This is a genomic window from Klebsiella sp. WP8-S18-ESBL-06, assembly GCF_014169755.1.
GTDB classification, from domain to species: Bacteria; Pseudomonadota; Gammaproteobacteria; order Enterobacterales; family Enterobacteriaceae; genus Kluyvera; species Kluyvera ascorbata_B.
On sequence record NZ_AP022256.1, the window covers coordinates 3,033,149 to 3,047,329 of the forward strand.

10 protein-coding genes and 1 pseudogene are annotated in these 14,181 nt (G+C 59.7%); 2 read left to right on the forward strand and 9 right to left on the reverse strand.

Annotated features, from left to right (window positions below):
* Positions 1-68 precede the first annotated feature (68 nt).
* The gene (rne, locus tag H7R76_RS14560; RefSeq protein ID WP_182965608.1) at positions 69-3,296 is read left to right on the forward strand and encodes a ribonuclease E; all 3,228 of its coding nucleotides are present in this window, start codon (positions 69-71) and stop codon (positions 3,294-3,296) included.
* A gap of 86 nt (positions 3,297-3,382) precedes the next feature.
* Here rne and H7R76_RS14565 read toward each other — a convergent pair whose 3' ends face one another.
* A complete protein-coding gene (locus H7R76_RS14565; protein WP_106926319.1) occupies positions 3,383-4,318 on the reverse strand; it encodes a LysR family transcriptional regulator in 936 nt (311 codons plus the stop codon).
* A gap of 109 nt (positions 4,319-4,427) precedes the next feature.
* Between H7R76_RS14565 and H7R76_RS14570 the strand changes: the two genes are divergently transcribed.
* The gene (locus tag H7R76_RS14570; RefSeq protein ID WP_106926317.1) at positions 4,428-5,642 is read left to right on the forward strand and encodes an MFS transporter; all 1,215 of its coding nucleotides are present in this window, start codon (positions 4,428-4,430) and stop codon (positions 5,640-5,642) included.
* A gap of 85 nt (positions 5,643-5,727) precedes the next feature.
* On the opposite strand, the gene flgL is transcribed toward H7R76_RS14570, so the two are convergent.
* The 8 genes and pseudogenes from flgL to flgE form a co-directional block, all read right to left on the reverse strand.
* Positions 5,728-6,663 (reverse strand): flagellar hook-associated protein FlgL, encoded by a 936-nt coding sequence (flgL, locus tag H7R76_RS14575; RefSeq protein WP_106926315.1) that lies wholly within the window; start codon positions 6,661-6,663, stop codon positions 5,728-5,730.
* Between the two features lie 14 nt (positions 6,664-6,677).
* The gene (gene flgK, locus H7R76_RS14580; protein ID WP_106926313.1) at positions 6,678-8,345 is read right to left on the reverse strand and encodes a flagellar hook-associated protein FlgK; all 1,668 of its coding nucleotides are present in this window, start codon (positions 8,343-8,345) and stop codon (positions 6,678-6,680) included.
* 63 nt (positions 8,346-8,408) lie between these two features.
* On the reverse strand, positions 8,409-9,359 hold the full coding sequence (flgJ, locus tag H7R76_RS14585) for a flagellar assembly peptidoglycan hydrolase FlgJ (protein ID WP_106926311.1): 951 nt from the start codon (positions 9,357-9,359) through the stop codon (positions 8,409-8,411).
* Positions 9,359-10,456 carry a flagellar basal body P-ring protein FlgI gene (locus tag H7R76_RS14590; protein WP_106926309.1) on the reverse strand — a complete coding sequence of 366 codons (1,098 nt, stop codon included), beginning with the start codon at positions 10,454-10,456 and terminating at the stop codon, positions 9,359-9,361. Before H7R76_RS14590 ends, flgJ begins: the two co-directional genes overlap by 1 nt.
* An 11-nt stretch (positions 10,457-10,467) precedes the next feature.
* Positions 10,468-11,166, reverse strand: a complete 699-nt coding sequence (flgH, locus tag H7R76_RS14595) for a flagellar basal body L-ring protein FlgH (protein WP_106926307.1) — start codon at positions 11,164-11,166, stop codon at positions 10,468-10,470.
* Between the two features lie 169 nt (positions 11,167-11,335).
* The gene (flgG, locus tag H7R76_RS14600) at positions 11,336-12,118 is read right to left on the reverse strand and encodes a flagellar basal-body rod protein FlgG (RefSeq protein WP_182929101.1); all 783 of its coding nucleotides are present in this window, start codon (positions 12,116-12,118) and stop codon (positions 11,336-11,338) included.
* Positions 12,119-12,126: 8 nt separating this feature from the next.
* Positions 12,127-12,881: pseudogene (locus H7R76_RS14605) on the reverse strand (flagellar basal body rod protein FlgF).
* A gap of 20 nt (positions 12,882-12,901) precedes the next feature.
* Positions 12,902-14,179, reverse strand: a complete 1,278-nt coding sequence (gene flgE / locus H7R76_RS14610; RefSeq protein ID WP_182965610.1) for a flagellar hook protein FlgE — start codon at positions 14,177-14,179, stop codon at positions 12,902-12,904.
* Positions 14,180-14,181 lie beyond the last annotated feature (2 nt).

Genomic DNA, 14,181 nt, shown 5'->3' on the forward strand with positions numbered 1-14,181 from the left:
TTTACCCCGGAAAGGCAACACTCTGCTCGCAGCTTAGTCGTCAATGTAAGAATAATGAGTAAGTTACGATGAAAAGAATGTTAATCAACGCAACTCAGCAGGAAGAGTTGCGTGTCGCCCTTGTTGATGGGCAGCGTCTGTACGATCTGGATATTGAAAGCCCAGGGCACGAACAGAAAAAAGCGAACATCTACAAAGGCAAAATTACCCGTATTGAACCGAGCCTCGAAGCCGCATTTGTTGATTACGGCGCCGAACGTCACGGTTTCCTCCCTCTCAAAGAAATCGCTCGCGAATACTTCCCAGCCAACTACAGCTCACACGGTCGTCCAAACATCAAAGATGTGCTGCGTGAAGGCCAGGAAGTTATCGTCCAGATCGATAAAGAGGAACGCGGCAACAAAGGCGCTGCGCTGACGACCTTTATCAGCCTGGCGGGCAGCTATCTGGTACTGATGCCGAACAACCCGCGCGCGGGCGGTATCTCCCGTCGCATTGAAGGTGACGATCGTACCGAACTGAAAGAAGCGCTGTCCAGCCTCGAACTGCCTGACGGCATGGGCTTAATCGTTCGTACCGCAGGCGTTGGCAAATCCGCCGAAGCGCTGCAGTGGGACTTAAGCTTCCGCCTGAAGCACTGGGAAGCCATTCAGAAAGCCGCTGAAAGCCGCCCTGCGCCATTCCTGATTCACCAGGAAAGTAACGTCATCGTTCGCGCCTTCCGCGACTACCTGCGCCAGGACATTGGCGAAATCCTGATCGACAACCCGAAAGTGATGGAAATGGCGCGTCAGCACATTTCTGCGCTGGGCCGTCCGGATTTCAGCAGCAAAATTAAGCTGTACACCGGCGAAATCCCGCTGTTCAGCCATTATCAGATTGAATCGCAGATTGAATCCGCCTTCCAGCGTGAAGTCCGTCTGCCGTCAGGTGGGTCTATCGTTATCGATAGCACCGAAGCGCTGACCGCTATCGACATCAACTCCGCGCGGGCAACCCGCGGCGGCGATATCGAAGAAACCGCCTTCAACACCAACCTTGAAGCGGCCGATGAAATCGCTCGCCAGCTGCGTCTGCGTGACCTCGGCGGCCTGATCGTCATCGACTTTATCGATATGACCCCGGTACGCCACCAGCGCGCGGTCGAAAACCGTCTGCGCGAAGCGGTGCGTCAGGACCGTGCGCGTATCCAGATCAGCCACATTTCTCGCTTCGGCCTGCTGGAAATGTCCCGTCAACGTCTGAGCCCGTCGCTCGGCGAGTCCAGCCATCACGTTTGCCCGCGCTGTTCCGGTACCGGCACCGTGCGTGATAACGAATCGCTGTCGCTCTCCATTCTGCGTCTGATTGAAGAAGAAGCGCTGAAAGAGAACACCAAAGAAGTTCACGCCATCGTCCCGGTGCCGATTGCATCCTATCTGTTGAACGAAAAACGTGCGGCAGTCAGCGCCATTGAATCCCGCCTGGGCGGCGTTCGCTGCATCATCGTTCCGAACGACCAGATGGAAACGCCGCACTACTCCGTACTGCGCGTGCGTAAAGGCGAAGAGACGACCACCCTGAGCTACCTGCTGCCGAAGCTGCATGAAGAAGCCATGGCGCTGCCGGTTGAAGAAGAGTTTGCTGAACGTAAGCTGCCTGAGCAGCCGGCGCTGGCAACCTTCGTCATGCCGGAAGTTCCGCCTGAGGCGACTGCCGAGAAAGCTGCACCGGCCGCCGTACAGCCAAAAGTCGCTGTTGCTGCCGCACCGGGCCTGCTCTCTCGCTTCTTTGCCGCGCTGAAGAGCCTGTTTGCCGGTAGCCCGGAGAAGCCGGTTGAAGCCGTACCGGAGAAGCAGGATGCGAAACCTGAGCGTCAGCAGGAGCGCCGCAAGCCGCGTCAGAACAACCGTCGCGATCGCAACGAACGCAGCGACCGTCGTAACGACCGTAATGATCGTAACGATCGCAGCGAACGTAACGAAAACGCCGAAGCTCGCGAGCCGCGCGAAACCCGTGAAGGTCGCGAAGACAATCGCCGCAACCGCCGCGAGAAGCCTCAGCAGACCGAAGCCCGCGAAAATCGCCAGCAGAACGCCGTAGATGACGCCGAGAAAGCGAAGTCACGCGACGAACAGCAGCAGTCCCGCCGCGAACGTAACCGCCGCCGCAATGACGAAAAACGTCAGCAGCCGCAGGAAGCGAAACCGCAGCAGGTGCGTGAAGAATCGGTTGTCGAGTCAGACGCCGCGCAGGAAGAACGCGTACAGACCATGCCGCGTCGTAAGCCGCGTCAGCTGGCGCAGAAAGTGCGTATCGAAACGCCTGAGCAGACCGCAGCCCGCGAGCTGATCGTCGACGATGAACCGCAGCAGGAAGCGCCGCGTACCGCGCTGGCCAAAGTTGACCTGCCAGCCGTTGTCGATGCGCCGGTTCAGGGCGAGCAGGACGAAAGCGCCGAAGGCCGCGATAACAACGGTATGCCACGTCGTTCTCGTCGTTCCCCGCGCCACCTGCGCGTGAGCGGCCAGCGTCGTCGTCGTTACCGTGACGAGCGTTACCCGACCCAATCACCGATGCCGCTGACTGTCGCCTGTGCGTCACCTGAGCTGGCTTCCGGTAAAGTGTGGATCAGCTACCCGATTGCACAGGTGCAAAATCAGGCCGATCTCGAAGCACCGGTTGAGCAAGAAGAAGTCGTGCAGCCGATTGAGACGCAAGCCACCGAGCAGGCTGTCGTTGCTGAAGCCGTCGCGGTAGAAACCGTAACGGAACACGCTGAAACCGTCGTGACTGAACCGGCTGTCATTGTGCAGGAACAGGCAGCGGAAAGCGAAGCCCCTGTCGCCACGGTCGTCGAAGACGCCGTCGTAGCACAGGTGGAAGAAGCCGCCGCGCCGGCAGTCGTCGAAGAGGCAAAAGCCGAAGCAGACGCACCGGTCGTCGAAGCGGCACCGGCTGTTCAGGCTGAGCCGGTCGTTGCCCCTGCGGTTGAAGCTGAACCGGTTGTTGTTGCTGCCCCGGTAGTTGAGGCTCCCGTTGTTGAAGCGCCGGTCATCGAAACACCGGTCGTCGCTGAACCTGCCGCCGCCAGCCCGGCGATTGCCGAGCCAGCTCCGGTTGCAAAACCGGTGGCCGCTAACCGCGCCTCTGCACCGATGACCCGCGCACCTGCGCCGGACTACGTGCCGGAAGCGCCGCGTCATAGCGACTGGGTTCGTCCGTCCTTCGACTTCGACGGCAAAGGTTCCGCTGGCGGCCACAGTGCAACGCACACCGCTACCGCAGGCCCTACTCGCCCGCAGTCGGTTGAATAAACCGCGCGCGTGAAATAAAAAATCGGCCCTCCGCGGCCGATTTTTTTTATCCGTCGAGTGGCTGCTAGCGCCAGGCCTGGGGCCTTCTAGTCCTGCTCCGGCAGCCGCATCCCCGCAATCTGCGGCATCACTTCGCGCATCAGGTTCAGAAACGTGCGCAGACGCGCCGGATAATAGCGCGCCCACGGGTAGACCAGATGGACCGGCAGCGGCGCGGCCTGCCATTCCGGCAGCAGTTCCACCAGCGTACCGTTTGCCAGCTCCTCTTCCACCGTCCAGCTTGATACGACCGCCGCCCCAAGCCCCGCCAGCGCCGCGTTCTTTGCCACATACAGGCTGTCGGTGCTCAAACGGGCGGCGATCGCAATATTCTCACTCAGCCCGCGTTCCACATGGTGCAGCACAACCTCATGCTGATAGAACGTACTGATGGCAATCCACGGCAGCGCAGATAGCTGGGAGGGCCCGGCTATCGTCGGATAGTGGGCCAACAGCTGGGGTGAGGCTACGGTACAGCGCGGCACTTCCGCCAGCAGTACCGAAACCGTTGCCGGATCGACCTCAGCGCCAACCCGAATCGCACAGTCAATATTATCGCTAATAAAATCCACCGCCCTGTCGTGCAACATCCACTCCACGGAAAGCTGCGGGTAGCGCGCCAGGAATCCCACCAGCGGCATCAGCAACTGCTGCTGGCCGAACGCATGCGGGGCACGTACGCGTAGCGTCCCCACCGGCTGTTCCTCAGTAAGCTGCAGCGCGTCCTCCAGCGCCAGCCATGCGTCGACCACCTGCCGCGCGTGCTGGTAAGCGCGTTCGCCGTCGTCAGTCAGCTTCATCGCATGGGTCGAACGCAGCAGCAGCTTCGCCCCCAGCAGCGCTTCCAGCGATTGCAGGCGACGGCTGATGGTCGCCTGCGTGGTTTCCAGCTGTCGCGCCGCCGCCGACAGCGAGCCGGACTCGACGATGCGAATGAAGGTGCGCATCAGCTCGACGCGATCTATACGCTCATTTCTTTTCATTACCCTATTGCCTATACGCAAAACGTATAACTGTTTTACCACCGCTGCGGCTACCGCACCACCCTGAAGAAGCAGAGAATACGCGGCATACACCGTTGAGGATGACACCATGAAAACCGAACATATCCACACTCAGGCATCCCGCCTGATGATTTTTGTCCTGGCGCTTGGCGCAGGCTTTAGCGTCGCCGCCATCTACTATGCTCAGCCGCTGCTGCCGCTGATGGGGGAAACGTTGAAGCTGAGCGTTGAAGGGATGGGGCTTATCCCGACGCTGACCCAGGCCGGCTACGCGCTGGGCATTTTGTTCCTGCTGCCGCTCGGCGACCGCTACGATCGCCGCACGCTCATTTTGCTTAAAAGCCTGTCGCTGGCAGCGCTGCTGCTTGTTTACAGCCTGACCCAGCAGTTTCACTCGCTGCTGGCGGTCAGCCTGCTCATCGGTATGGCGGCCACCATGGCGCAAGACATCGTTCCGGCGGCGGCCATCCTCGCCCCGGCGGGTAAGCAAGGGAAGATGGTAGGCACGGTCATGACCGGCCTGCTGCTAGGGATCCTGCTGTCGCGTACCGTCAGCGGCGTGGTGGGTGAGCTGTTCGGCTGGCGCGTGATGTATCAGGCCGCCGCCGTCAGTATTGCGCTGATTGGCGCGCTGCTGTGGCGCGTGCTGCCGCACTTTACCGCCCACTCCGAGCTGCGCTACCCGGCGCTGATGATGTCGATGGCGCACCTGTGGCGTCGCTATCCCACGCTGCGCCGCGCCGCGATGGCGCAGGGCTTTCTGTCCATCGCCTTTAGTGCCTTCTGGTCAACGCTGGCGGTGATGCTGGCCGAACGTTACCACATGGGTAGCGCGGTCGCCGGGGGTTTTGGTATCGCCGGGGCGGCGGGCGCGCTGGCCGCCCCGCTGGCAGGTGGTTTAGCCGATAAAGTAGGCGCGGAAAAGGTTACCCAGTTGGGTGCCCTGCTGGTCAGCATTTCGTTTGCCCTGATGTTCCTGCTGCCTGCCCTGCCGCCGATGGCCCAGCTGGCGCTGATTGCCATCTCCGCCATCGGCTTTGACCTGGGTCTGCAATCAAGCCTGGTGGCGCACCAGAATCTGGTCTATAGCCTGGAACCTCAGGCGCGCGGTCGCCTGAATGCGCTGCTGTTTACCGGCGTGTTTATCGGCATGTCCGTGGGCTCCGTGCTGGGAACGCAGGTATATTCACTGGCGGGCTGGGAAGGCGTGGTGGCGTTAGCGACGGTCGCAGGCCTGGTGGCGCTGGCTATTCGCGTGAGTGAAACCTACCGTCTGCGCCAGACGGCGCTTAACGCGCGATAAAACAGGAAAAAAAGCCCGCGACGGGGTAGTGACGCGGGCGACAAAAACATATCCAGTTTCCAGACATGTTCAAAACTGCATGTTGTTATTTATTCAGTTGGAACAGTGACATGCCCTGCATATCGGTAAAGGCTTTATAGGCCGCCTGCAGCGCCGTTTGCTGCATGGTGTAGTTGGAAATCGTCGAGTTCCAGTCCACATCCACCAGGTTGCTCATCTGCTGCGTTTGCGCCAGCGCACGGTCATCGCCCAGGGAATCCAGCTTATCCAGCTCATTGAGCTGGGTGCCCAGTTCGGCGCGAACGGTCAGCACGTTATTCAACGCATTGCTCAGGCTGCGGTTAGTTTTATCAATCGCCGCCGATGCCGTCGCCTGGGCGGTTTCATCGTCAGCGACCGGGATTTTCAGCTGAGCAATGGCCGTATCGAGCGCGGTAAAAATGTTTTTATCCGCATCCGGCTTGGCATTGCTGGTCGCATTATCAAAAATCAGATTGCCCGTGTGCCCGATAACCATGGTCCGCGACGAATCCACCTGCTGCTCAACGTTGATATTGCCGCCGACGTAGGTGCCATCATCGCTAAACGGTGGCGTATCCGTTTTATAGCCCGCAAAAATGTAACGCCCATTACCGTCCTGGCTGTTGGCCAGGTTCATTAACTGGTCGCGGATCCCTTGCAGGTCGGTTGCCAGCGAAGCGCGGTCATCGTCGCTCAGCGTGCCGTTACCGGCATAAACGATCTTCTCCTGCGCCGACTGAATCGCAGTGGTCACCTGCGACAACGTGCTTTCTTCAATCGATACGCGCTGGGTGGCAAAGGTTCGCGCGGTAGCGTACTGGCTGTTCTGCGCCTGGGCCTGTGACAGCACCACCGCCTGCGACGCGGCGACCGGGTCATCCGAGGCGCGGTTAACCCGCTTGCCGGTAGACATCTGTTCGCCGTACTTTAACCATTCAGACTGAGAGTCCGTGATGCCTCTCATATTCTGCTGGTACATCATGATGGTACTCACGCGCATGGCTGCCCCCTTCCTTAGCGGATATTAATTAATGCATCGAACAGCGTGCTGGCGGTTTGCAGCACCTGCGCATTGGCCAGATAGTACTGCTGAAACAGCTGCAGGTTACCGTACTCTTCGTCGAGGTTAACCCCGGAGATAGACTGCTGCTGATTGCTCAGCTGGGTCACCACGTTCGCCTGAGTGGTACTGCTGCTCTTCAGCGTCGCCGTTTGGGTACCGATATTACTGACCAGCGCGGCGTAGGCATCGTTAAAGGTCTTCGATCCGCCGACTACCTTGCTGTTTTGCAGATCCAGCAGCTTCTGTCCGTTACGGTTATCGCTTTCACCCACGCTCGTGCCAGTGGTGGTATCCGCCAGCCCCATCGCAATCTGCGATTCACTGCTGATGGCCACCTTCATATTCACAATGGTGTCGCTGACCGGTTTAACGGTAAAGCTGTCGCCGGTGTTGGCAGCGCCCTTGGTGCTGTCGACTTTGACCGACAGACCATCAAACACCAGAGTCTGCGCGTCGCTGGTCGGGTCCAGCGTCACGCTCGTGTTGTTGGACAGACGAGTCACTTCCCAGCCGGAATCGGTTTTGGTAATACGATAATCGGTCGCCTGCACCGCCGATGAACTGGTCATCGTCGCCGTCAGCTCGGCTTTACCGCTGTTTTTACCGTTAGCCACTACCGATGGATCGCCGAAGTCGAAGAAATCGACGTTGGTGTTGCCATCGGCATCAATCCCGCCGCGATGCACCTGGTTAAACGCGTCGGCAAAGGCCAGCGCCATCTGGTTCAAGCTATTACGGGTCTGGTCCAGGTCCTGTGAACGGAAGGTCAGCAGGCCGCCCAGCGAACCGGTGGTCAGCAGTTTTTCCGGGATTTCCACGTTGCCGGCTACATTATCCACATACGCTACGGTCGTGCGCGACGCGTCTGCGCTGCTCGGTACCGCGGCAAGCTGGTTTGACTTCGTCCCCGCCACCAGCGTATAGCCGTTGGCCATGGTGATGTTGTAGGTGCTGCCGTCCTGCACGCTGACTTCCACGCCCACCAGCTTGTTCAGATCGCTCACCAGTTGATCGCGCTGGTCCAGCAGGTCGTTCGGTGACGCTCCGGCGCCCACGCCGGTCAGGCGCGAGATCTTGTCGTTGAGGCTGGCGATCTGTGAGGTGTAGTTGTTGATCTGATCAACGCTCGAGGCAATCGACAGGTTAACCTGCTTGTCCTGATCGCGCAGATACTGATCCGTCACCTTAAACTGGTTCACGACGCCGTCGGCCTTGCCGAGCACGGTCTGGCGCGCCGCCGGATCTTCGGCGTTGCTGACCAGCGTTTGCAGGCTGCTGAAGAAATCCTGCAGCGTTGTCGACAGGTTGTTGGTTGAGCTGGAGAGCATATTGTCAATTTTCGACACCTGCTCATAGCGGGTGGTTAAACCGCTGCTCTGGCTCTGCGCCGAGCGCAGCTGGTTGGTAATGAAGGCATTATATTCACGCTGCACGCCAGAGACGTACACACCGTTGCCCACCCAACCGCCGGCACCCAGCGTACTGTTGGCAGAGGCCAGCACCGTTGTCTGACGCGTGTAGCCGGCGACGTTATAGCTTGCGATGTTGTTACTGGTGGTATTCAGCGCCGACTGCGCGGCGCTGAGCCCGCTCATCGCGCTGTTAATTAAACTGGACATGAACGCTCCTTCTTAAGACCATGGTATTACTTATCGGTTGGCGGACGGCAAACTTGAGATGAATCAGAACAGATTTTCAATATCATTTCGGTAGGCGCTGCTGACCTTATCGCTCATTGATTTCAACTGCTGAATCATGCTGGTCAGCTTACGCGCGTACTGCGGATCGGTCGCATATCCGGCGTTCTGTAGCGCCTGCGCGCCCTGCTCTGCCGTCGCCGCCGAGGTCACCGCCGCATAGCGCGGGTTGCGGGTCAGCAGGCTGACATAGTCAGACAGCGCTTCCAGATACGAGCCGTAAACGCGGAACTTCGCCTTCACCTTTTTCGCCTCGCCGTTTTCAAATTCTGTGGTGGTGATCTCGGTAACCTTGCCCTTCCAGTCGCCGGACGCTTTCACGCCAAACAGGTTAAAGCTTGGTTCACCGTTCTCGCGGCGAATCTGCCGCTGGCCCCAGCCAGATTCCAGCGCCGCCTGCGCCAGAATCAGGTGATGCGGAATACCGCTCTGCTCGCTCGCCAGCCGCGCGGGCAGCGACAGCTGTGCGAGGAAGTCTTTACTGTCGCCGGACAGCGGCGTATCGCTGTTGTCCGGCGCCTTCGGCAGCGCTTTACGCACCATCTGCGTCAGCGCGGCGTTCTGGTAGCTGGTGACCGTTTGCATATCAAACTTCATCGGAACCTGGCCGACGGAGTCAGCCGGTTCCTGCTGCTGCGCCGACAGCTGTTTGACCATCTCATCGGCCAGGCCAAGGCCCTTCCCGGCGGTCATCTGCTGGGCGATTTGCTGGTCATACATACTGGTATAGAGCCGGGTCTGATCGCTGCTGAACAGCCCGTCTTTGGGCAGGGCTTCGCGCATACTTTTCAACATCATCTGCACGAACATCCCCTCCACCTGACGCGCCACCGGACGCAGGTTGGCCTGCGGGTCTTGCCCGGCTTTGGTTTTCAGCTCGTTCAGCGACTGCGCATCCCACGCGGCGCTAGACAGTAATTTGCTGTCGGTCAGCATCAGACAATCTCCACCTTGGCGCGCAGGCAGCCCGCGCTCTGCATGGCCTGAATAATCGACATCAGCTCCATTGGCGAAGCGCCCAGTGCGTTCAGCGCGCGCACTACGTTGTTAAGATTGGCGCTAGCGCGCACGCTCTGCAACGAACCGCCGCTCTGGCGCAGGTCTATCTGGGTTTGCGGTGTAACCACCGTCTGACCACCGGCGAACGGCGTATCCGGCTGGCTGACCTGCGCGGAACGGTTAACCGACACGGAGAGATTGCCCTGCGCCACGGCACAGGTATCCAGCGTCACTTCGCGGTTCATCACCACCGAACCGGTACGCGAGTTGATAATGATCTTCGCGTCCTGCGGCGGCATCCCCACTTCCAGGTTCTGGATATCGGCCAGTAACCGCACCTGACCGCTGCCACCGACCGGCGCGCGCACCTGGACGGTACGCGCGTCCAGCGCGGTGGCGTTACCCAGGCTGCTGCGGCGGTTAATGGTGTCGGCAATCTGCTGCGCCATGGTGAAGTCATCATCATTGAGCTGCAGATTGATGGTGTTGCCCGCGCCGAACTGGCTCGGCAGCTCGCGTTCAATGGTCGCGCCGCCGGTGATACGCCCGCCGTTAAGCTGGTTCACCTGAACGCTGCTGCCGCCCGCCGACGCGCCCGCGCCGCCGACCAGAATGTTGCCTTGAGCCAGCGCATACACCTGACTGTCGACGCCCTTCATCGGGGTCATCAGCAGCGTGCCGCCGCGCAGGCTTTTGGCGTTGCCCATGGAAGAGACCACCACATCGATGGTCTGCCCCTGACGACCAAAGGCCGGTAGCTGTGCGGTTACCATCACCGCCGCCACGTTTTTCAGCTGCATATTCGTGCCCGCTGGGACGGTGATCCCCAGCTGCGACAGCATGTTATTCAGGCTCTGGGTGGTGAACGGTGTCTGGGTCGTCTGATCGCCCGTGCCGTCCAGGCCCACGACCAGACCGTAGCCTATCAGCGAGTTTTCCCTGACGCCCTGGACGCTGGTCAGATCGCGGATGCGCTCGGCGTGCGCCAGGCCGGTGACCAGCACCAGCGCCAGAGTAAGCAGAGTTTTAAACATGGTTCACCTCGTTACATCGGCGATAAGTTAAGGAAGAAACGCTGCAGCCAGCCCATATTCTGCGCTTCGTTGATATAGCCGTTGCCGACGTATTCGATGCGCGCATCCGCCACCTGCGTCGACGGAACGGTGTTACTACCGCTGATCGTGCGCGGGTTAACCACGCCGGAGAAGCGGATAAATTCGGTCCCCTGGTTGATGGCGATTTGTTTCTCACCCACCACATGCAGGTTGCCGTTGACCAGCACCTGGTCGACGGTCACGGTCAGCGTGCCGCTAAATGTATTGCTGGCATTCGCGCCGCCCTTACCGTTAAACGAGTTGCTGCCGGAGGAGTCCACGTCGGCGCGCGCATTGCCAAACAGCCCTTGCAGATAGCGCGGCACCGTATCAATGCCAAAGCTAGTTTTGCCATCGCGGCTGGCATTCGCTGACGAGCTCTTGCTTGCGCTGACGTTTTCCTGCAGCTGAATGGTCAGCGTATCGCCAATATTGCGCGGACGACGGTCTTCAAACAGCGGCTGGTAGCCGTAGTTAATCGGCTGAGCGGTCTGGAAAATAGAACCGTTCACCACCGGCACCGGGCCGGGGATCGGTTGTGCGGTCGTCGCCCCTTCGACCAGCGGCTTAGAGGGGATCCATGCACATCCCGCCACGCTCATGGCGATGACGGTTAAAAGCGGATAACGAAACGCTGCGGATTTTTGCATTGTTTTCTTCTTCTGAATCTCGGGAACATCTCGGCCTCGCGTCGCTCAGCCTGGCGACGGAGTGCCGGATGGCGGCTTCGCCTTATCCGGCCAACAAACGATGGAAGTCCGTAGGCCGGATAAGCAACGTGAGCGTCGCCATCCGGCAATGTAGTCGCCCTGCTTACCGTTACAGCTGCGTCAGTTTTTGCAGCATCTGGTCAGTCGTCGATACCGCTTTACTGTTGATTTCGTACGCACGCTGCACCTGAATCATGTTGACCAGCTCTTCCGCCACGTTGACGTTCGAGGTTTCAACATAGCCCTGATACAGCAGCCCCGCGCCGTTCAAGCCCGGCGTGGTGTCGTTCGGTGCGCCCGACGCCTGGGTTTCGATGTACAGGTTTTCCCCGATGCTTTCGAGACCGGTTTCGTTCATGAAGGTCGACAGGTTCAACTGCCCCACCTGCACCGGATTCGCCTGCCCCTGCTGGGTCACACTGACGATCCCGTCGCGGCCAATGGTGATGCTGATGGCGTTCGCCGGAATGGTGATCGCCGGCTGCACCTGATAGCCGCTGGAGGTCACCAGTTGGCCGTTCTGGTCAACCTGGAACGAGCCATCGCGGGTATACGCCGACGAGCCGTCCGGCAGCAGGATCTGGAAGAACCCTTCGCCTTTGATCGCCACGTCTTTGCTGTTATTGGTTTGCGACAGGTTGCCCTGGCTGTGCAGGCGCTCGGTGGCGACGGGGCGTACCCCGGTACCGATCTGCAGGCCGGAAGGCAGCGTCGTTTGCTCGGATGATTGCGCACCCGGCTGGCGCACGGTTTGATAGAGCAAGTCTTCAAACACCGCGCGCTGGCGCTTAAAACCATTAGTACTGACGTTCGCCAGGTTGTTGGCGATAACGTCCATATTGGTTTGCTGCGCGTCGAGACCGGTTTTGGCGATCCACAATGAACTGATCATAATTTTCCTTAGCTCATGGACAGCAGCTGGTTAGCTTTCTGCGTGTTTTCATCCACGCTGCTGATAACCTTCATCTGCATTTCAAAACGGCGCGAACTGGCGATCATATCCGCCATCGCCGCCACAGGTTTCACGTTGCTCCCCTCCAGCACGCCGGACTGCAGGGCAGCGTCGGGTCGGCCTGCAGTGCCTGCCCGCGCGCGGCAATGGCCGTCGGCGTCAGGTGGAACAGCCCGTCATCGCCGCGGGCGACTTCGGTCGGGTTAGCTTTGACCATCTTCAGTTTGCCCACCGGCGACACCGTATTCGGCGGGTCCCCCGGGGTTAGCGCGGAGATGGTGCCATCGGCGGCAATGGTCACCTGCGAGCCTTCCGGCACGTTCAGCGGCCCGGCTTCGCCGATGACCGGGTTGCCCTGGATAGTCAGTTGTCCGGTGGCGCTGACCTGGATATTACCGTTGCGGGTATACCCTTCCGTGCCGTCGGCCGCGCGTACCGCCAGCCAGCCGTCCTGCTGCACCGCGACGTCCAGCGGACGCGCGGTGTAGTCGAGCTGCCCGGGCGTCATATCCGCCCCCGGCGTGGTGGCGGCAACCAGCGTACGGGTTTCCACAATCGGGCCGACCACCGGCACCGCGCGCATCGCCGTCAGCTGGGCGCGAAAGCCCGGCGTCGAGGTGTTGGCCAGGTTGCTCGCCGTGACCGCCTGCTGCTGCATGGTCTGGCTGGCGGCACCCATGGCCGTGTATATGGCGTGATCCATAACGTTACCCTGTTAAGCGATTAACGCAGGTTAACCAGCGTGTTGAGGATCTGATCCTGGGTCTTGATAGTCTGCGCGTTCGACTGATAGTTACGCTGCGCGACGATCATGTTCACCAGCTCTTTGCTGAGGTCAACGTTGGATGCTTCCAGCGCACCGTTGGTCAGCGAGCCGAAGTTACCGGTACCGGCGGTGCCCAGCAGCGCGACGCCGGAAGACTGAGTTGCCGACCAGACGTTGTCGCCTTCCGACTTCAGGCCTTCGTTGTTGGCGAAGTTCGCCAGCACGATCTGCCCCAGCAGCTGGCTTTGCTGGTTGGAGTAGTTACCCACCACCGTGCCGTCTTCGTTGATCTGGTAGCTCACCAGGTTGCCCGGAGCGAAGCCGTTCTGAGTGGTGGCGACGATATCGTTCGAACCGGTGTTCTGCTGCATCGAGTTGAGGAAGCTCAGGCTGAACGTGGTGTTGGTGGCGGAGCCATTTAACCCTGCGAGCGTAATATTGATCTGCGGAGCCGCATTCGCGCCTGTTGTCGTATCCAGAGCCCAACCGTCCGTTGCGGTGGCATCCGCTTTATAGTTCGTGACGCCAAGCAGCGTGCCGCTAGAGGAAAACTCCATCTGCGCCGCTTTCACCGGGGTTGCGCCGCTGACGCTAGAGTCCAGCGTCCAGACATCCCACTTGTTATCCGTGTTCTTCACGTAATAAACGTTCATGTCATGGGCGTTACCGAGGGTGTCATAAACCGTCACGGTACCCTTTTTGTTGTAGGTATCCGGATCGCTGGCGTTAAAGGTCTTGGTAATAGCGCTGTCGGTGGAGTTCAGGTTCATCTGCATCGCTGCCGTCGACGTCGCTTTTGCCGACATCAGCGTATTCGGAATCGTCAGCGCAACCGGGTTAGCCCCCTGCTGGATCGTCGCAGGTGAACCGGTAGCCGGGTAACCGGTCACGCTCAGGCCCTGGGTATTGACCAGATTGCGGTTTTCATCGAGCTTAAACTGACCGTTACGGCTGTAGTAGACGGAACCATTAGCATCCACCAGGCGGAAGAAGCCGTTCTGGCTGATTGCCACGTCCAGCGCGCGGCCGGTGTTGGTTGTCGTACCGTCGGTAAAGTCCTGGGTAATTCCCGCCACTTTGACCCCCAGCCCGACTTTGGAGCCGGCGAACATATCGGCAAACGAGGCGGTCCCCGATTTAAAGCCATAGGTGGCGGAGTTGGCGATGTTGTTGCCGATAACATCGAGGTTGGTGGCAGCCGCGTTTAAACCGCTGACCGCTTGTGAAAAGGCCATAA